Raw genomic sequence first — 18,803 nt, forward strand, 5'->3', positions numbered from 1 at the left:
TCTTTGAAATCATTGATCAGCTTCTGGATATCAGCATCGCTGGTCTTTAATTGATCAGTAGTGGCTTTCAAACCTTGCATCTTCACTTCGATGCCATTGTATTGAGCTTTAAACTCTTCTACAATTTCATTTTTATTTGCTTGGTTTGCTGCATTGATTTTGCCGGTTACTTGAGCCGAAATTTCCTGCTTGACTACTTCTGCTTGTGCTTTTGCTTGCTCAATGCCATCTGTGATTTTATGTTCCAGCTCTTTTGCTTGCTTGTCATACTCAGCATTAGCATTATCTACAAGCTTCTGCACTTTCGCTTCGTATTCAGCATCATAAGACTTCATTTTCTTATCAACGGAATCGTTGACCATTCCCGAAATAGAGTCTGCTAAAGTTCTGGCAACTTCACCGAAACCGATGCTGACAAGTTTGATGCTCATTGGATTAAACTTGTATTTCGTGATCTTTTTACGCAAATCGACATCGTAGCTCTCGTGGAAGATGCTCACGATATCGAACATGTGTACTGGTTGATCTGCCTGGCCTACAACATCAATCTCAAGGCTTTCTTCGATCATGTCACACAGAGTTTCACGGAAATAGCGCTTGCCGTATTCCTCAAGTGTTTTTTGATCCACTACATCCTGATCTTGTACTTCCATATCTGCTTCGTAGATATGCTTGTATTTATTAATCAGTTGGCTATCAATGGTCACGGTTAGGATCTGATCTTTCTTTCCTTCCTCATGCGCTTCGATGACCTTTTTAAAATGGATCCGTGTTCTCAACTCTTTAGTGGATTTCGATTCTTGAAACGACTTCATGTTTTTCTTGTAGGCAAACAATGATTCGTTTTCGATTCCACCATTTTCTAGCAATCGGACACTGTACTTATCCCGGACAAGATCTCCACCCCACTGCCCAACGATGGAATGCTTGTCTTTGGCCAAGGCTTCCATCGCTGAGATATCTTTAAGATTGAGGGTGTGTTTTGACATCACATCGGAAAAAAATGTGAATGGTGTTTCTCGTTTAAATCCGGCAACAAGCGCATTCATCACAGTTGCTCCATTCACTCGATCGACATTGATCTTGTTGATGGAATATCCATTAAGTAATGTTGCTACTTGATTGGCATATACAGTGACATATCCGTGTTGCTTTTCGACTTCGAAGATACTAAAGTACTGTTCTCCGTGCAAGTCATCAGCAACTAATTCTGTTTCTGGGGTTAACAATGCCCATTTGGGGTCTGAGGTTGGAAATTTAAAGGTAAGTTGATAGGTGCTGTTAGCTTCCTGGACAATTTCAGAGCTAAATGCTTCATTAAGAGGGAAGTTACCCTCTTGCAGATAGATCATACTTTATACCTCCAATTTCCTTTTATTGTGACTTTTGAGACGGTACCTGAAACTGCAATACCAGACATTCCTGGAGCAATTTCGAAGAAACCACCTCTTTTTCTCAATGTATTTTTCAGATTTCCATTTTTGTCATAGACATTTTGTTTTTTATGACGGCAGTCAATTGTTGCTTTTGTATCAATCGTGAGTTGCATGGTTTGCTTCCCGATAGTGAGAGATACATCTCCATTGCCTTCAATTGTGATAACTGGTTCAGAATATACCGTTCCTGGATTGTTTACTGTGCCGTTACCTGTCAAAGTGACTACGGCATCATTATTTAAGTAGCGGAATGGATGCATCTTTAACTTGATTTCTAAAGTCCACGCATGCAAACCATTTTGCTTAAATGATGCGCTTTGAAAATCGGCATAAAAAATAGAGCCTGGTCGGTGACTAAACTCTATTTTATTTTCCTCTGGTTTGAATTGATTGACAATCATTTCGATTTCGCTTGTTTTGACAACGTATAGACTTACTGTCTTATCGTACCCGTCATAAGCTCCATCATAAAGATTGTAATCTCCGTTAGCTCCGTAAATTGTATTTGATTCGACCCTTGGTGTGGCCGTCTGGTCTTCTCCGAAATCCGTCACATAGCAGTTTGGGATTGATCCAGTGTCAAATCCATTTATAATCATGTTAAACATTAGATTCCCTCCCTAGCCATGATTTTAGAATATCTTTGATAGCTGTTTTGTGCTAAAACATCACCGTCCAGATAGGTTTCTGACGGTTTTTCAAGGATAGCAGTAAGGATCTTTTCTAAACTTGCTCTCAGAATTGCGATCTCAGCAACGATATTTTCACCAGTGTAGCTGTTTCCTGTGGATGTTTCTTTAAATAAAAATTGCTGGCTTGCATTTTTCATTTCTCGCAAGAATTTGGCATCTTCCGGAATTCCGACCCCTGTTGCATATCTTGGGAAGCCAAGATTTTTCATCAGTCGCTTAGTTCTATCAGCTCGCAATACTTTTGATCCACGAGGCAGGTTGAGGACAACATCCCGTCCATCTGGTATAAACGAGCTTCCATCTGGTAAAGTTACCATTTCTTTATAGACCGCATTCCGCTGGTCATTGACCATTGCGAGTCCACCTTCGTGGTAGTCTGTACCATCTTTAAAACCAATCGCGGCTGCTGCTCCACCAATCATCCGCCTTACGACATCAATGTATACTGTCTTACCTTGAACGCTATTGATATTTGATTGAGCGCTCCAAACAGGGCCTGCAGTATTATCTTGTGCATTGATGCCCTTGATAGGACTTGGAGTGCTATTCCAAGCGTTTTGATTTTCAATAGCTTGCCGTGCAGCAGTTATCGCACCAGTTGGATCACCCAACTGCGGTTTAACTGGACTAGGTGTACTATTCCACTCTAGCTGTTTGGCAATTGCTTGGCCAGCTGCATTAGTTGCATTATTTGGATCAGCAGTGATTTGTTTCGTAGGTACAGCAAATCCGTTATACAATCCTAAAGCGCCCATTGCTTGGTTAGTTCCAAGTGTCACACCGTCTGGTGTTGCGATCAGATCAGTCTTGTGGTCGGTAGGTAGTGTTAAAATACCAGACACCGCACTAGCAATAGCACTCTTGGTCTTATCTTCTGCATCTAAATTGACTACGTGAGCCATACCAGTTAAAGAGTCAACTGCAAGCCGTACACGTTCAGCCTTATCGCTAGCAGCGTCCTTTAAGATCAGTTCTTTCTGCTCTGGTGTGAGTGTGTTCCAGCGTTCAATGATCGCAGTAGCACGTTCACCAGATGATAAGAAGTCAGTATTCTTCATTAAGAGTTCTTTAACTTCCGCTGGCATAGCATTGTATTGTTCTAACAATGTTTTATTATCAAGGATGGCTTGCATACCTTGATTGTTGCCTACGACCAATTCTTTTTCTGCTGGAGTTAGGCTATCCCATTTACCGACTTCAACCAAGGCTTCACCGATAGTCATCTTAGCATTTGTTTCAAGATTGGCATGCTTGAGGATAAACTGCATATTCTCCCAGCCATTTTCGGCTTGGAGTGCTTTAGTTACTTCCTCTTGTGCATTGGTTTTGACTTGCCCAGTCTTAGGATCAAATACCAATCCATTCCATAGGTTGTTAGCATCTTTGGTCTCCTGCGACATATTTTGTACGCTTTTAGCGACCATACCAGATGAACGACCTACGATGTCAGCAAATTGGTCTGCCTTGGCCATCATCTTGTCATAATCAAGTCCAAGCTCTGCCCAATCCTTGCGCATCTGGTCAAAGTACATCTTACGTTGTTCATCGTTACCGAAGTTAAGAGGTACTTTCTTACTCCACTCTTTTTGAAGTTCTGCATACTCACGGCCATAGGCTTCCATTTTGGTCTTGTGTTGGGCATTTAATTTTTCCATTTCCTTATTGTATTCGGACTGGCTATAAATTCCCTTTTCGTGAGCATCTTTCAATGCAGTCACTTGCTCATCGTAGAGTTTCTGTTCCTCTTTGAGCCATTTAGCTACGACTCCTGTACCTTTACGTAACTGCGTTTCATTCAGATCACTGATCTGGCCATTCATGGCTTTCACAATTGCGGTACGTTCATCGGCAGAATACTTCTGCAATGACAATTGCTTATCAATAAATTGATTTTCGTAGTCAGAAATAATCGCTTGTTCTTCGCGAGTAATCTTTCTGTGTTGGTCAGATGCATTTTGATAAATCTGTACAATCTCATCTGTCATCGACTGGATGTTTTTCTTTTGCTGTTCTGCTTGCGCTACAGCACGTTTTTGGATTGTTTCATTCGCACCAACCTTTTCAAGCCCTTTAAGAGTTTTCTCAAGGTCTTTGTCAATCGCTTTCTGGATATCATCGGCAAGCCCTTGCACACTCTTACGTACATTTTCAACCGCTTGTGCGCCACCTTGCCCAAAGCCTACGGTAGCTTGATGCACTTCATCGACTTTGGATTTTAACCGTGATAATTCTTGGTCTTGTAGCTTGCTTACGCTTGTACCCCACGTTTGAGTGCGTTCGTTTGCGTCTGCCATTTCTTTTGCTACTGTAGCAATCACACCAACAGCAACACCGCCTATTAGGACTCCCCAGGTGACAGGGTTCCCAAGCAGTGCGATCCCTTTTGCTAATAGACCAGTAGAAGCTACTGCACCTTCTGCAGCAGTGCTAGTTGCAGTGATTCCGGTTGTTGCAGTTTTAAATGCAGAAGAAAGACTGCTACCTTGTTTAAATAGTTGGAATGTCTTGCCTAATACAGAAAGCCCACCACCGACTTTACCAATACCTTGAGTGAGGAAGCCGATACCTTTAGTGATTCCTCCGATAACTCCGATACCTTTGCCAAGGATTGATAAGGCTGGACCTGCGCCTGCTGCAAGCAATCCCCATTTAATGATATTTTGCTGTTGAGACTCGCTCATTTCACTAAAAGCCTTGGCCATGTCAGCCAGTTTTGAAATCCATGGTTTCACAGCCTGCAAACCTGAATTCATAGCTTTTAACAATGGACCACCAAATTCAATTGCCAGATCAGTCACCTGGTTCTTAAAGATCTTCAACTGGGATTCTGTTGTCTCGTAACGTTTCTTAGCTTCGTTTGTGAGAGCTGTATTTTCTTTCCACGCACTATTTGACCTACGGACAGCGTCTCCCATCTTATCCGATGCAGATGCAAGAGATTTCAGCATATTACCTTGACGAATACCTGTCATTCCAAGTTCATCAAGAATACCGTCCATATTCTTGCCTTCATCGTGTGCACGTTGTAGACCTTTAATAAAGGCTTGCAATGCATCTGCTGGTTTTTGTTTCCAAGCTGTAGAGAATTGCTCTGCCGTCATTCCTGCAGTTTGTGCGATCACTTCTAATTTCTCTTTCGCACCTTTACCAACACCAGCTACTGCCTTACCGATACCAGTAATGGTCTGGTTCATCGCAGTTCCCCCTGCTTCTGCTTCGATACCTACACTACTCATCGCAGTCGCAAGACCAAGAATTTCTGGTGTAGTCAAACCAGCTAGCTTACCGCCTGCTGCCAAACGGTTGGTCATTTCGACAATATCACGCTCTGTTGTGGCAAAATGGTTGCCAAGATCTACTACTGCTGATCCAAAATGCGCAGACCAGGTACCCAGATCTTTCCCAGAAACTTGCATGATATTCCCGATTTTAGCAATTGATGATGCTGCTTCTTCAGAACTTAAGTTTGTAGAGACACCAAGATTGATCATGGTCTTAGAAAAGTCCTTGATTGCTCCAATTGGTACCCCTAATTGTCCAGCTGCTTCCGCAACGTTTGCAATTTCAACTGCACTTGATGGCATTTCTTTTGCCATCTCACGAATACTAGCAGATAGTTTATCGAACTGTTGCGGTGTTCCATCTACAGTCTTTTTGACTCCTGCAAATGCAGTTTCATAGTCGATTGCAGCTTTTAAGGCAAATCCAGCACTTGCAATCAATGGAGCTGTTACTCCTTTGGTTAGTGTCCCTCCAAAGTCAGAGACATTTTTTCCAAATTTTTGGATATTGTCTCCACTTTTAACCAAATTCTTCCCAAGGGCTTCCATTTTACCTGAAAAGCTATTTTCACGTCCAACAGCTTTCAAGGCTTGCTCTACTTTGTAGAGTTGTCCTTCCATTGCTGATAATTTTGCATTTTCTCGCTCAATATCAGCAGCGGCTTTGTCAAATTTAGCAGATCCAGGATCAAGTTTATCGAAGTTCTGCTTCATCTGATCGAGTACTTTTTTTTGCGCTTCAATGGCCTGTCCTAAAGACTTATATTTTGCTTTTAGGAGTTCTGTACTCTTACCATTGTTTTTCAATGTGCTATCGAGCGCTTTGACATTATTTTGGAAATACTTCACAGCGTTCTTTGCACTTGTTAAGCTAGGATTGAACTTTGACACGTCCAGCCCTAGTTCTATATACATTTGTCCTAGTGGCGTTCCACCTGCCATTTTTCCTCCTTTTACAAACAAAAAAGCCCAAAGAGGCTTTATGCTTCCATTTCTCCAAAAATGTCAGCCAGATCTAAAGACGCATTTTCGGTTTGATCTTTATCAAGATCAATAATTCCGATCAGATCTTCCCAGCTTAATTCCATCACATCATGGACATTCATGTTATATGGTCCATCAGCAACTTCCTTAACGAATTTGTAGAAACGTTTTAATGCGTTTTTAGGATCTATTTTTTCCCCTTTGGGTCTACATCACCCACAAGATGAGCATAGATTTCAGTGAACACTTCAATGATTTTTGCGAAATCAGTATGTTCTAGCAATTGCTCTACTGTCACATTTTCAAATAGTGACGCAATGAAGCCTAATTGTTGATCCAATTTTTCAACTTCTGTCTTATCTGATGTGAGTGAGTCGTTTAGTACAAGGTAATCACGATAATCACGAGTAGTAATTTCTTTACTAGAGTATAGTACATCTTCTCCAGCATCATTCTTCATGGTAAATGTAATTTTTGACATTGTTTGCCTTTCTATAATTAAAAAAGCACCGAATGGTGCTTATTTCATTTTGTCCAAATTTTATTTAAAAATTCAATTTTATTAACATCATTATTGGAATTATCTTTGTTCATTGCATAGACTATTGCGATAGTTGCCTTTCCTCCAGCTCTAATCACAACACTTTTTTTAGATTGGACTGCAACAGTGTCGTCATTAGTGATTACAGAATCGTATGCAAGATAATTCCCTTTATCATCACTTACAAGTATTTTACCTGGATTGATTTCAATGTTCGAAGAATCATTGTTTGTAATGGCTAGCGTTACTGTGACTGGTATAAAGCTGTTTGAATCATGTTCCATAGCCAGCATGCCAGACGTTTGCTTTTTTGGTTCGTTGATTGTGATTTGAGTTTTGTCGAAAAGAACTCCGTCCCCAAATTTGTAGCTAGTCAATGAATTCATTCCAAGAACGAAATCATTTGCTTCCAGAAATAAATCGTGATCTACGTTTGATACGTATGTAGAGAGCTTATCTTTTACCATGACAGCTCTGTCCTTCTCTTCCTTTACGCTCTCTAATTCCTTGTGTGTCTTAGAAAGTTGATTGTTGGAATTTACGAGCATAATAGCAAGTACAATGGAAACTAGAGTGATAATAATTGTTAATGTTATTAAAACTGTATTTTTCTTATTTTTCATAACAAAACCTCCACAACTTATTATATCAATAATTGTAAAGGTTTACAACGATATAAAGATAAATAAAGGGGCTGAATGCCCCAATTATTATCCTGCTGCTGCCATACCGAGTTTTGCTTTCAATTTCTTGATTTTTGCTTCATCGCTACCAAAGTACATTGTACCGTACTTGTTCTTGGTTTGCTCATCAGTGCTTGCGCCTGCAGCGAATGATACATCTGTAGTAGCAAGCTCATCAGCTTTATCTTTGATCGTGTTAAGATCGATTGCGTCCATTGACAGATTTCCTTTGTAGAATCCATAGTAAGCTCCACCACCATCTGGAGTGTTTGATTCGAGCAAGATAGCGACATCTTTTGAAACTGTGTCAGCCCCAAAGTCAAGGATGTCATCATCGTTTTCATAGCCGAGAGCTTTAACGTAAAGCGCTACTGGAATGTCCAAGAGACCAAGATCTACTTTGACATCTCCAACCCCACGGTTGTTTACATGGTAAGCGATGTTGCTTCCGAATGTTTTTGTAGGGTCAACAGCAAGACCGGAGATTTTTGCGGTTTGAGTCGCACCTTCTCCTTTTTTACCTTGGATGATAAAGAGGTTTTCTCCCTCTGTGATGGTTTGATTCCCATCCAAAATTCGAACTGTAAGGCTTTTAAAACCAACTGTAGCAGTTCCTTGTTTTTGTTGTGTCATATTAAATTTCCTTTCTAATAATCGTCATACAGCTTGCTCTTCCCTTTGTAAGTTCTAGCATCTGCATAGCGTTTGATTTCAGGGATCCATTCATCTAGACCCCCAGCGATTTGATAGAATCCTTGTGACTCCATCACCTTTTCGACTAACCCTTGCAATTTTTTGCATTCAATTCGGTTAATCGATTCAACGTTGATTTGATAAAGAAATGTTTTTGAAAAGCTTGTATTACTTCCCTGGTCACTTTGGATAGGTGGCCCTAGTGGGATAATAACAATACTCGTCTGATCTGTTGGTAAAGTTTCAGGACGCTCAAATGATTTGATAGTGATTTTAGAAAGTTCCTCATCGCTCATCAGAGCATCATATATTTCTGATATCTTGTCTTTAATCATCCAAGCCCTTCTCCTTTCAATTTAGTTGCTAACCTATATTTGAATTTTTCTTTGTTGGCTTCCGAAAATCTTCGGATAACACCGAATCCCCTTGGATGGGCCTTTTTTGCATATCCGAATTCATTCAAATGCTCCAACCTCCAACGTGAACCAGCACCAAAACCAAGCTTAACCATTGGCACTCCTTCAAAAGCACCCGTTACATTTCCGACTGTTGCGCTTTCGATTGTTTCTCCGGTTTTTCTGAAAACCTCTAGAGCTACTTGAAAGTCTTCAAGCGTTTCAGTTGCTGCGCCTTTCAAAGCTCTATTCGCAGACCTTCTCACTTTCGCATCGCCAAGCTTTGCTTCTAAATTTCGGATGACTTCATCGAAGCCTCTTAATGTAGCGCCACTAGTCATTTGATCCACCAATAACAACAATTAAATAATCACGGTTGTCATAATCGGGACGAACATCAATGATCTGCCATTTTTTATTTTCTAATCGGTGATCATTTACTTGCACGAAATGCTTATTGTCAGGTTGATAACTTGTTAAAGGATCTCTAATTTTCAAGGTCATCTTTGCAGTCATTGATTTTCCTGTTGAAATTTCGATATCCTTTAAGCTAGGTGAGTAGATTTTTGCGAATGTATAAAATACTTTCTCAAAGCTCACATCCCGGCCATCTAATCCTTCAAGTACTTTTGAGTTATAAAACTCTACTGGAGTTCTTAATTCGCTTGTATTGGTCTCTGGCTTCTTGTATTTAAACTCAGGCTTATTCATCTTCCACAACTACATCTTCGTTTGGATTTTCCGAAGCTACTAAATCGTATTCTTTAACAAAATCAGGTAATTTCTTCATCAATTCGTTTTTTCGATCATCATCAACTTCAAAAATGTCTCCAACGTGTCGGACAACATTTTCTTTCAAGTCAAAGAAATCTTGGATTGTTTCTAGCACTCTTTTCCTCCTATTGGGTGGTTTTGAAGTGATAACTCAAGGAGTTCTCCTTGAAAATTTGCAAAGAAAAACTCGACCTGATCGTTGTACAAATATCTTGCACGTTCCAAAACAAGCTCTTCAGTGCGAGAATCTGACAAATCAAAAGCTCCTGTTAAGTCGAGAATTGCTTTTTCAGATGAAGTCAACATCCTTGAAAGATTCCCGTCTTCTGCATCATGAAAGATTTTCATCCGCTCCTTGAATGTTCCTAGAAGCGGATGAAGTTGTTTTGTTTCTTCCATTCGGTGTCACCACCTATTATTTGATTTCCAATTTCCAAACAGCAGCGGTCTTTTCATCGTGAGCCTTACCGTAGGCGAATTGCTTAGCAGTGTAGAGGTTCAAGTCTTCAAGAGCGTAAGTTTCTGTGAAGCGTCCAAATTCAATACCACCACCTACAAATGCATCATAGCGGCCTTTGACGAATGTAGTCACTTTACCAGCGGTTTGAGCAATTGACTCAGCCAAGATCAAGTTATACGGCATTGCTGTTACATACGTTCCCTGAGCATTTAGGGAAGTGTATTGTTTTTTAACATCCCATGCGTCTGTTGGGTTGACAACCATCACGACATTTCCTTCAACCGCAACTGGATTACCATCAGATTTAACGGAGTGATATTTGTAAACATTTGTCAATTCTTTGACAACTGTTGCAGAGTCCACAAATGTAAGTTTTGCAGTTTCAACAGCTTTTTCTGCATAAGTTGTTTTGTTTCCTGCTACAGTACCTGTAAGAGTGCGAGAAAGACCGATTGGTTTGCCATCTCCATCTCCGTTCAAGAAGGCGGCTTCCAAAGCAGCAGCAAACGCTTCTGTGATTTGAGCAGATACAAATGCTTGCAACCAAGCAGGACCGAATTTTTCAGAGTCTTTAGGAATGACTACAAATGCAGTCAACTTGTTTTGAATAGCTTCTTCTTCGTTGAAGGCTTGTTTCAATTGACCTTGGATTTCCCCATTGATCTTGCCCCAAACAGCTTCTCCAGTTTGAGTTGATTTGAGGAATTTAAGGCGGATACCAGCATTGCGCAATCCAATATGTTGCAAGAGCGGGCGAGATTTTACCATATCATCAAAGATACGGTCAACGGTTTCTTGTGGGAAGAGTTTTTCTACTCCTACAGGGGCAGTTTTGTCGATGTCGTTGAAGAATTCACGGGCTTCCGCAGTCAATTTAGCATCATAAGGGTTCATTGCTGAAACTTCCTCATGAGCAGCATGACGAGCTTGTTCCATCATTTCATTTGTCATCGACTCGATCATTTCATTGTAGAGTTTCGCTTGTTCTTCTTGAGGTGCACCATTTGCTACAGCGTTCAAAAAGTTCTGACGAATTTCGTTGAATTTGTTTGATAATTTCATTGTCATTATTATTTTTCCTTTCTAAAATGCAAAAAGACCGAACCCTTTAGGCACAGCCTTGTTTGTGTTATTTTCGGGACTTTTTGGAAGAGTGAATCTTTTTTGCACAAATTCACTATTTTCAAAAGACTCTTTTGCAATCTGTCGAGCTTCTAACTTATTAGCTACCAGATCAGCGATTTTATCAACATCAGGAGTCATTGCCGACTTCATCTTGTCGATAAAATCATGTGGAATCATTGGAGTTTCGCTTGCAGCAAACGTAGGAGCAATTTCTCCAGCAAACATGATTCTGTCGGCAAAACCTTGATTTACTGCTGATTCAGCATCGAACCATGTAGTCTTGTTCATCAGATCCAATAAATCATCCAACGCTTTCCCAGTCTTATCAACATAAGCATTTGCGATTGATTTATTAAAACCTTCAAGTACTCCAGCTTCATGAAGTAGAGTGTTGTGGTCTCCGTCAACTCGTGATGACACGTTGTGGATCATGATTTGAGCAGTAGGGCTAATTTCTACTACATCACCAGCCATTGCGATAACGCTCGCTGCGCTTGCAGCAATTCCCACGATTTTAACAACTACTTTCCCTGAGTAGGCCCGTAATGCAGTATAGATTTCGCTACCTGCATATACATCTCCTCCCCCTGAATTGATGTGAACTTCAATGTCCTCACCAGTTTCCGGTAATACTACATTTTTAGGAGCGGTACAGTCCCAACCAAACCAATCATAAAGCCAGACATCATCGTTTGACACGATTGTTCCTTTAATCGGAATCACTTTCATCTTCTTTCTCACTTCCCTTCTCTACATCCTCACCAAGTTGATAATTCTTAGTGATCAGAGGCTTGTCGCCCCACGGTACAGCTTCAAGACCAAGTTCCTCACGGACCTCATTGATAAGCATGGAGCCAGAAGAAATCAGCTTGTCAATACTTTGAGCAAGCGAGAATTTATCTCTTTGCCCTTCACCAACAATGACAAGGCGCTTATTGTCTTTGTATTCACTTTTGCTGAGCAAAGCAAAGTTCAAACCATCGCTCATTTTCTTCACAAGCGACTGGTAGCAATAGCTATTAAACATCTTCTGACTATTTTCCAGATTAGCCATGTCCCCATGCATCAGCGCAGTGGGAATTCCTAAGATGTCAGCTACCTCATCATCAAATTGCCTACGCAGCTTCTTGAGTTCATCTACGGATAGATTTGATGTACCAGTAGTGTTTGTCAGCTCAGAGTATTCCATTCCCTCTTGAGCCGGGACAATTGCTACTGTCTTGGTCGTAAATGATTTAAAGAGACCGTCTGCATATCGTTGCATCTTTTCTCGTTTTGATTCGTCAAAACTTGCATTCGTTCTAGTGCTGAGTACTCCACGAATTTGATTATTTCGTGCAAGTGCTTCAACCAGTCGAGTGTGTAGTTTTTCATAATCATTGAAGAGTTGAGTGAAATATTCTTGAAGACGATTGTTGTTGTATTGCAAGAAAATGACTTCATTCATCTTGAATGGTTTCTGGAAAGTATAGTTTTGACAGCTCACAGATGTGAATGTGTCATCGAACACAGCATATTTCTGTCGGATGTACGAGTCAGCAATCAATAACTGATCGTCATTCGACAGAAAAATTAGTACTTCGTTCTTGGTCAATAAGCGATAAACCGCCTTTTGCCAAAACTCAGAAGCTGATTCATTCTTATTGGGCCTTACATTTAGCAGATAATCCCAATCAGTAGCCTTCTTTTTCCCATTCTCAACAAATTTGAACTCAGATCTTGCAAAGATGCGGGCCACAAATTCAGCAGCCTTATCAATCGACAGGCTCTTTAGTTGCAGATTTCCAAAGATCCGCTCCAGCTCATCAAATTCAAAACTTGGTTCTGGAACTTCTCGCTTGAATAAATTTAGCCATCCCAAGGCACCTCCTCCTTTCTAAAATTTTATGCCTACCACCCACCCGGATCTTTCTTTTATCGTTTGAAGAAAGATTTTTTGGAGCGTTTGAGTTCCTTCTTGATTGATTCAAACTCTTTATTTGTTTGTTCGACATTTTGACCGCAAATATCTTCATGTCGTTTCACGGACTGGCTCAAAGTATTCAATTCAGCACTGATTGAACCAATCTTGTTCAATAGTTCCATGTTTTCTTTGCTTACTACAGCAAGCTCGCATTCAAGGCCTTGGATCTTTTGTTCGAGTTGTTGTTTCTTCTTCATTCGTTTGTTCATTTTGTTGTCCTTTCTAAAATTCCCAATCTTCGATCACATCAAGAAAGTCTCCAACAGTACTCTCCTGAATGATTTCTCTCTTGTAGAGAGCAGCAATAAAGGCATGGAAGCCGTCAGTCTTTCGTCTCAACGGTTCCTTTTTCAAAAATCTCTTGTTTCCGTCTTTGTCTTCTTTGACAAAGGTATTATCGGTATACCAGAGCATTGATTTGTCGTTTTCAAAAATGAATCTTTCATTCGCAAATCCATCTTCAATGATTGGAGCTACCTTCGACTGTATCGCTCCTGGATTTCGCAAGAATTCATATTCAAAATCAGCTTCTTCCAGCAATGGTTTTAGCAAGTCCATTCGAAATCCGTCTGCGCAGACAATTTCGATATTGTACAGCTTGCGCCACTGGATCAATTTATCAACAAGTAATCTTGGATCTATACTTGGACCGTCTACGATAGTGAAGAGTCCTTGCTCCTGCCATTCACGGATTGGAGCTTTGATTTTAAACATATCCAAAAATTGCTTTCTAGCAAAACTGTGTTGCTTCCAGATAAATTCATCACCGTTTTTAAAGAGTAGACCAACGCTGGCAAAGTCTCTGATGCTTGCGTAGTCGAAACCAGCGACACAAGATCTTCCTGAGAGATCTATGCCAGGGCTTCTCAATGCAGCCATTAACTTTTCACGAGTGGTCACATCTTTTTCGATGTCTGCTTCTGGCAGGTTCATCCGTTTTGTCATAAACTCTTGTCTGCCTGATGGTTCCAATTCTAAATCATCATAGTCAGCTTTCGTTCTAGCTAATAGACGTTTGGCATAAGGAGTTGTTTCATCAAGCATAGGATTCGCTTTGGGCCAGTTGCTCATATCGTCCACTTCTTCCGGATCATCCAACTTGCAGATAAACGGGAAAAAACGGAACTCATCAAGTTCACCATTCAAGATTTTCATTGATTTTTCAATCAACTTGTCGTAGAACCCTTCACGGACATGCCCATTGGTACCATTGTAGAAGGTACGAGCATGGGCAATCTTACCAAGCCCTGACCGCTGGATTTTAACAGCAGAGTCATTTTCGAACTGGTGAATTTCATCGAATTCAAGACAACCATCACGAGCCGAGTCCATTGTCTTCGGATTGTTCGTCCGATAAGAAAAGACCGAGTTATTCCCTCGGCCTGTAATAGACATCTTTGTCAAATAGTAATGATCTTCCAGTCCTCTTCTCTGGACAGTTTCATAAACTTCCTTAAATGATACCTTGCCTTGCTTCTCAGAGTTAGCTGTGATAGTCACATCGTAATCTCTTACAGGATAGAGAGGACTGATGAAGAATGCGTCCCGGCTGGACATAAAACCATTCTTCCCTCCCCCACGAGCAAGGGTCAGCAATATTTCATCAAATTGAGGTTCACCATCTTCTTTCCGAAAAAGAAAGATAAATGGCGTGACGAACTTTTGATACTTAGCCAGTGGAAAGAAATTCTTCTCGGTGAACTGGATATATTTCTCAATCAAATCATTGTCAAAATATAAATCATCCCTCGGATAGATTTTTTCCTTGATGATTTTGAATAAGAGTGAGCGTTCTTTGTTGACTTTGATTTTTCCTGATTCGGCAAGTTCGATGTATTCATCAATCAGAGGATGAGAAATCACAACAGATCACTTCCGTCCGATGGTGGTTTCTTCTCGACTGGTGAATTTTCAACCTCAAAGTCAAATGATCGCTCAATCGCTAGTAGCTGATTGCTGGTTGTATTGATTTCTTTGATTAACGAGTTCGCTTTTTGAAATCTTTGCTGACCGTTATGGACGGTGATGACTAATCCATCTTGTTTGAGTCGTTCTTTCAACTCATACAGTAAACGGACCAGATAGAGATAGCGATGAACTTTCTCATACTGAATCGCATCTTTCTTTCGTGTGCTGAAATTGCCAATTTTGGAAAGTAACTGATTTTCCAATTCTTTTATATTTTTTTCTGAGTATTCTTCCATGAGCCCCCTCCCCCTTAAAAAATAGTGCTTTGCATTTGGACAATCGACCCCTCCCACCGGTTCCCAGAGACCGATTTTTTTCGATTTTTTTCGACCGGGGGGTCTGTGAATTTTTTAAAATTTTAAATTTTCATCCCCACCATTCGTCCGAACGAAAATTTTTATTTTGCAGTTTAGATGATTTGCGAAATTGGAAGCGATGATGCCGCTTGTTATGACACTCCTTGCACAGAGTACGAAGATTGTCTATATCTAAAGCAAACTCTGGATAATATTCCAGCTCTTTGATGTGATCGACTTCAAGGTTATCTGTAGTCACCTTCCCCTCATCTCGACACCAGACGCATTCAAAATGATCTCGACTCATTGCTTCGAGTCTTAATTGTCTCCATGATTTTGAAAGATAAAACTCTCTGCGACTTTCTCTTGTCGAAACATCTACTTTCAATCCTCAAATCCTCTGTAATATTTCATACTTTCAATTATCTGTTTCTGAAATTCATTATATTATTTCTGAAAACTATATTGTTTTTCTCTCTTGAATTAGACATATCTTATATTCTGTCTGATTCATCCCGGCATTAAAAAGCCAGTAAAATAAATGAATAAAAGGTAACTAATAAAACTAATTAGCGTTTTACTCGTTATGTCTAATTGATAACTATAAATCAAAATTAGACATGGCTTTATCTCGTTGATCTTGTCTAATCCCGATATATCTCAGTGTGATCGCAGGAGATGAATGGTTAAACAGATCCATGAGCATTGCCACGTCTTTAGTCTTTTTATAGTAATGATAGCCAAATGTTTTTCTCATCGAGTGGGTTCCAATGTTTTCGATCCCACACTCGATAGCTGCGGTCTTCAATATCCAATCGACTGTCCGCCTGTCCAGTGGTTTGTTTTTTCCAATGCGACTTTGAAACAGATAATGATGCAGTGGCATATCTTTGATATACTCTCTGACTTCTTTTTTCAGAGTCTTTGTCATCTTGAGCTGTTTCCTTTTTCCAGTCTTCTGCTCTTTTATTTTGATATACCAACCTTGCACATCTTTTACTCGTATCCTCAAGATATCTCCTACGCGCAATCCGGAATTGATGCCAAATAAAAAGAGCAAATAGTTTCGCTCATTCCATTCTCGCAGATATTCCTTCATTGCCTGGATATCATCTTTGTCACGAATAGGATCCACAATGTTCACAGTGCCACCTCCTTCCTAGGTAAAATAAAAAGCCAGCTTGTGCTGACTTGGCTGATATTAGGAGTACAGGATTCGAACCTGTGACACGCCAGTTATAACCCGACCGCTCTACCAACTGAGCTAACTCCTAACCCGTTTCATAAGGATCCATCGGTTCGGTTTTACCCGATAATATAATTATACTACCTTATTTTTAACTTTTTTCCACACTTTCGACTGTATTTTTAACTTTTTTCCAAATTAATATTAATCTTAGTGTTCACAGATAGTTCATAGATTTTCTTTTCTAGCCCACTAAAGAATGGCTCGATCACTTCCTTGTAGGCAAGAGACTTACTACAATGCAAGTATTTAATCGATGCTCCTTCTACTGTAAGAGTTCCATCGATATATACTTCTTTGATTGCAGCCCATTGTTTTTCTGGTGTCAAAATCTTGATAGTGCTGATTGCTTCTCTGAGCAATTCGAGACGATGCAGTTCTGGATCCGATTCTTTCTTGATGATATCGGACAGAGCTTTCGGTGTCATTACCTTATTACTCTTGATCCCTGTATTTGGATCGGTTGGTTTCCAAGGTACTTCAATTTCTTCAATCCGTTCCTTGATTTCTTTCTCGAATGGATACTGTTGCAAAGCCAAAATTAAATACCCAAACCGACTTCTTAGATTCATTTACTATCCTCCCTACAGTACACTTCTATAATTCCATTCAATCCTAAACTTTCACGATAAGCAAGTGCCTCGGATCTAGCATGGAATTCTTTCTCTGTATACTTTGCTAAGTGTTTAGGATCGCTCCAACTTGAGCGTCCATGGTATTTCCTAACAACATATACCCTCATTTATTGTCCTCCACATCGATGATATGATCAATAATACGCTTTAAACCTCTTATATTGTCAAATGGCATCACTGCATCGTGCAGATCTTCAAAGTATGAATCGGTTTCAAAAAACTCTTCCCCAAGTATAGCTATCTCTAGCTTGCCATTTATTTGGGCAATAGATAGAGTTCTGTTCGCTCGCATTGGTATATGTACATTATCCAAACTCATCATTTTTCCTTTCTGTTTTTAAACGCTATCACACTAGCCCAGATCAGGCCGTAGAGCCAGACTAGTGCGAGTAGTAAATAGATAAAGTTTTGTAGGTCCATGTTAATTCCCATCTATTTGTTATACAGTGTTACGTTGCTTGAGTGAGTGTAATATACCTCGCCATTTTCGAAAGTCACACGAATACTATCTTGTTCGTCATATTTTGCCCATTGCTTTACTTCACCTTCGACAATTCGTCCGTCAACTAGTCTGACTTTTGCGTATTTGAAAGTAAAAGTTGTTCCAAGAATATCTTTATTTCCACACCCCGATAGTGTTATAAAAGACAAACAAACAAAAACTGTAATTAATAATTTTTTTATCATATTTCTACCTCTTCCTCTTATGCTTCATTCAAATACTGGTTAAATACATCTTCGTCAAGAACTCCATTCTCAATTAAAGTCTCAACAGCAATTTCAATTTTAATCAAACGATTTAATTCTTTATTAGGCAATGAAGCCATGATAATCTCTTCCATTATTTCACCTCTACTCTTTCTCCCGTGAATTTGTTTTCAAGACCTCTAAACAGTTCATATTCTCCGTTGTTATACGAATAAACTGCCGTCGTTGTCTCTTCCCACTGACTTCGTGTATATGGGTATTTGTTTGGTCGTTTCATTCTGTTACCTCCTCGACTTTTTTTAGCAATCTTGTAAATCAAAATATTCCATCAGCTTGTCCTGCAATTCTCTTAGAGTCGAGCATTGTTCAAGAAAATCAGATATATCGTTTATCGTGTCTTCTTTATTTAATGTATTTTCTACAACTGCATCAGCTACCCATTTTGGATGTGTCCCAGCATAAGAAAATTCATCCTGTGGTAACAACTCAAGCAACGCTTCATAGCGCTCCTCAAGAGCAATTAAAGAACCAAAGGCATCTATGTAGTCAGTATCTGCTTTCCTGCTTTCAAACACTTCTGGCTGATTTTGTTTCACAATTTCCGCATAGATAGCAGACCATTCTTTTTCTGAAAAACGTGATTTTTCAACCAATGCACCATATTCAATTTCTTTACCATCTACTGTTACTTTGTAATTCATTCCTTTACCTCCTCTAATTCAATTCCTTCACAATCAAAGACCCAACCAAACCCGGCTTCTTCGAGCTGTTTTTTTGTGTGTTCTGTCCGAAATTTTTTATCTAATTTTATTGACGATAACGTCCAAGCGTTTAGGTGCTTAATCAAGGTTAAGTAACTATATGATTCTTCAATCCATTTAAACCTTACATAATACCGCTTCTCTTTCTCGACCTCGTAGCCA

Annotated in this window: 27 protein-coding genes and 1 tRNA gene; all 28 read right to left on the minus strand. The window is 39.9% G+C overall.

Annotation, left to right across the window (positions count from 1 at the left end; translation table 11 throughout):
- A partial coding sequence (locus HMPREF2904_RS01050; protein WP_176744592.1) for a phage tail spike protein occupies window positions 1–1,352 on the minus strand: 1,352 nt, incomplete at its 3' end.
- Window positions 1,349–2,044: a phage tail family protein gene (locus HMPREF2904_RS01055; protein ID WP_031575440.1), complete on the minus strand. Its 696-nt coding sequence runs from the start codon at window positions 2,042–2,044 to the stop codon at window positions 1,349–1,351. The genes HMPREF2904_RS01055 and HMPREF2904_RS01050, both read right to left, overlap by 4 nt.
- Entirely contained in the window at window positions 2,044–6,351 is a 4,308-nt protein-coding gene (locus HMPREF2904_RS01060) for a phage tail tape measure protein (RefSeq protein WP_070659484.1), read from the minus strand. The genes HMPREF2904_RS01055 and HMPREF2904_RS01060 overlap by 1 nt, the downstream gene beginning before the upstream one ends.
- Before the next feature lie 38 nt (window positions 6,352–6,389).
- The gene (locus HMPREF2904_RS11840; protein WP_009732632.1) at window positions 6,390–6,515 is read right to left on the minus strand and encodes a hypothetical protein; all 126 of its coding nucleotides are present in this window, start codon (window positions 6,513–6,515) and stop codon (window positions 6,390–6,392) included.
- A gap of 65 nt (window positions 6,516–6,580) precedes the next feature.
- Window positions 6,581–6,874, minus strand: coding sequence for a phage tail assembly chaperone G (gene gpG, locus HMPREF2904_RS01065; protein WP_031575432.1), 294 nt, complete (start codon window positions 6,872–6,874; stop codon window positions 6,581–6,583).
- A gap of 44 nt (window positions 6,875–6,918) precedes the next feature.
- A complete protein-coding gene (locus tag HMPREF2904_RS01070) occupies window positions 6,919–7,557 on the minus strand; it encodes a DUF4352 domain-containing protein (protein WP_070659486.1) in 639 nt (212 codons plus the stop codon).
- Between the two features lie 87 nt (window positions 7,558–7,644).
- The gene (locus tag HMPREF2904_RS01075) at window positions 7,645–8,250 is read right to left on the minus strand and encodes a major tail protein (protein ID WP_049488163.1); all 606 of its coding nucleotides are present in this window, start codon (window positions 8,248–8,250) and stop codon (window positions 7,645–7,647) included.
- 14 nt (window positions 8,251–8,264) lie between these two features.
- The gene (locus HMPREF2904_RS01080; RefSeq protein WP_070589338.1) at window positions 8,265–8,645 is read right to left on the minus strand and encodes a hypothetical protein; all 381 of its coding nucleotides are present in this window, start codon (window positions 8,643–8,645) and stop codon (window positions 8,265–8,267) included.
- Entirely contained in the window at window positions 8,642–9,046 is a 405-nt protein-coding gene (locus tag HMPREF2904_RS01085; protein WP_049488161.1) for a hypothetical protein, read from the minus strand. Before HMPREF2904_RS01085 ends, HMPREF2904_RS01080 begins: the two co-directional genes overlap by 4 nt.
- Entirely contained in the window at window positions 9,039–9,416 is a 378-nt protein-coding gene (locus HMPREF2904_RS01090; RefSeq protein WP_049472237.1) for a hypothetical protein, read from the minus strand. The genes HMPREF2904_RS01085 and HMPREF2904_RS01090 overlap by 8 nt, the downstream gene beginning before the upstream one ends.
- The gene (locus HMPREF2904_RS01095; RefSeq protein ID WP_070659488.1) at window positions 9,409–9,594 is read right to left on the minus strand and encodes a hypothetical protein; all 186 of its coding nucleotides are present in this window, start codon (window positions 9,592–9,594) and stop codon (window positions 9,409–9,411) included. Before HMPREF2904_RS01095 ends, HMPREF2904_RS01090 begins: the two co-directional genes overlap by 8 nt.
- Entirely contained in the window at window positions 9,588–9,878 is a 291-nt protein-coding gene (locus HMPREF2904_RS01100; protein WP_070659490.1) for a hypothetical protein, read from the minus strand. Before HMPREF2904_RS01100 ends, HMPREF2904_RS01095 begins: the two co-directional genes overlap by 7 nt.
- Before the next feature lie 16 nt (window positions 9,879–9,894).
- Complete coding sequence (locus tag HMPREF2904_RS01105) at window positions 9,895–11,007, minus strand: phage major capsid protein (protein ID WP_070659492.1); 1,113 nt, start codon at window positions 11,005–11,007, stop codon at window positions 9,895–9,897.
- A 15-nt stretch (window positions 11,008–11,022) separates the two neighbouring features.
- Window positions 11,023–11,793 (minus strand): head maturation protease, ClpP-related, encoded by a 771-nt coding sequence (locus HMPREF2904_RS01110; protein ID WP_070659494.1) that lies wholly within the window; start codon window positions 11,791–11,793, stop codon window positions 11,023–11,025.
- Window positions 11,774–12,925 carry a phage portal protein gene (locus HMPREF2904_RS01115; protein WP_070659496.1) on the minus strand — a complete coding sequence of 384 codons (1,152 nt, stop codon included), beginning with the start codon at window positions 12,923–12,925 and terminating at the stop codon, window positions 11,774–11,776. The genes HMPREF2904_RS01110 and HMPREF2904_RS01115 overlap by 20 nt, the downstream gene beginning before the upstream one ends.
- Before the next feature lie 53 nt (window positions 12,926–12,978).
- Window positions 12,979–13,224 carry a hypothetical protein gene (locus tag HMPREF2904_RS01120; RefSeq protein ID WP_176744593.1) on the minus strand — a complete coding sequence of 82 codons (246 nt, stop codon included), beginning with the start codon at window positions 13,222–13,224 and terminating at the stop codon, window positions 12,979–12,981.
- A gap of 25 nt (window positions 13,225–13,249) precedes the next feature.
- The gene (locus HMPREF2904_RS01125) at window positions 13,250–14,890 is read right to left on the minus strand and encodes a terminase TerL endonuclease subunit (protein ID WP_070659498.1); all 1,641 of its coding nucleotides are present in this window, start codon (window positions 14,888–14,890) and stop codon (window positions 13,250–13,252) included.
- Entirely contained in the window at window positions 14,887–15,231 is a 345-nt protein-coding gene (locus HMPREF2904_RS01130) for a hypothetical protein (RefSeq protein ID WP_009732618.1), read from the minus strand. Before HMPREF2904_RS01130 ends, HMPREF2904_RS01125 begins: the two co-directional genes overlap by 4 nt.
- A gap of 130 nt (window positions 15,232–15,361) precedes the next feature.
- Complete coding sequence (locus HMPREF2904_RS01135) at window positions 15,362–15,679, minus strand: HNH endonuclease (RefSeq protein ID WP_061604992.1); 318 nt, start codon at window positions 15,677–15,679, stop codon at window positions 15,362–15,364.
- Window positions 15,680–15,892: 213 nt separating this feature from the next.
- Complete coding sequence (locus HMPREF2904_RS01140; RefSeq protein WP_009732616.1) at window positions 15,893–16,435, minus strand: site-specific integrase; 543 nt, start codon at window positions 16,433–16,435, stop codon at window positions 15,893–15,895.
- 57 nt (window positions 16,436–16,492) lie between these two features.
- A tRNA-Ile gene (locus HMPREF2904_RS01145) sits at window positions 16,493–16,565 on the minus strand.
- 94 nt (window positions 16,566–16,659) lie between these two features.
- Window positions 16,660–17,109 (minus strand): hypothetical protein, encoded by a 450-nt coding sequence (locus HMPREF2904_RS01150; RefSeq protein ID WP_070659500.1) that lies wholly within the window; start codon window positions 17,107–17,109, stop codon window positions 16,660–16,662.
- 166 nt (window positions 17,110–17,275) lie between these two features.
- Window positions 17,276–17,494, minus strand: a complete 219-nt coding sequence (locus tag HMPREF2904_RS01155) for a hypothetical protein (RefSeq protein WP_141751177.1) — start codon at window positions 17,492–17,494, stop codon at window positions 17,276–17,278.
- Between the two features lie 110 nt (window positions 17,495–17,604).
- Window positions 17,605–17,859: a hypothetical protein gene (locus tag HMPREF2904_RS01160; protein WP_070659504.1), complete on the minus strand. Its 255-nt coding sequence runs from the start codon at window positions 17,857–17,859 to the stop codon at window positions 17,605–17,607.
- Window positions 17,860–17,876: 17 nt separating this feature from the next.
- Window positions 17,877–18,014, minus strand: coding sequence for a hypothetical protein (locus HMPREF2904_RS11665; protein ID WP_164978953.1), 138 nt, complete (start codon window positions 18,012–18,014; stop codon window positions 17,877–17,879).
- On the minus strand, window positions 18,014–18,157 hold the full coding sequence (locus HMPREF2904_RS11670) for a hypothetical protein (protein ID WP_176744594.1): 144 nt from the start codon (window positions 18,155–18,157) through the stop codon (window positions 18,014–18,016). Before HMPREF2904_RS11670 ends, HMPREF2904_RS11665 begins: the two co-directional genes overlap by 1 nt.
- Window positions 18,158–18,179: 22 nt before the next feature.
- A complete protein-coding gene (locus tag HMPREF2904_RS01165; RefSeq protein ID WP_070659506.1) occupies window positions 18,180–18,581 on the minus strand; it encodes a hypothetical protein in 402 nt (133 codons plus the stop codon).
- Window positions 18,578–18,803: DUF1642 domain-containing protein (locus HMPREF2904_RS01170; protein WP_141751178.1), on the minus strand; the 226-nt coding region annotated here is incomplete at its 5' end. The genes HMPREF2904_RS01165 and HMPREF2904_RS01170, both read right to left, overlap by 4 nt.

This window comes from Streptococcus sp. HMSC072G04, assembly GCF_001813295.1.
GTDB lineage: Bacteria > Bacillota > Bacilli > Lactobacillales > Streptococcaceae > Streptococcus.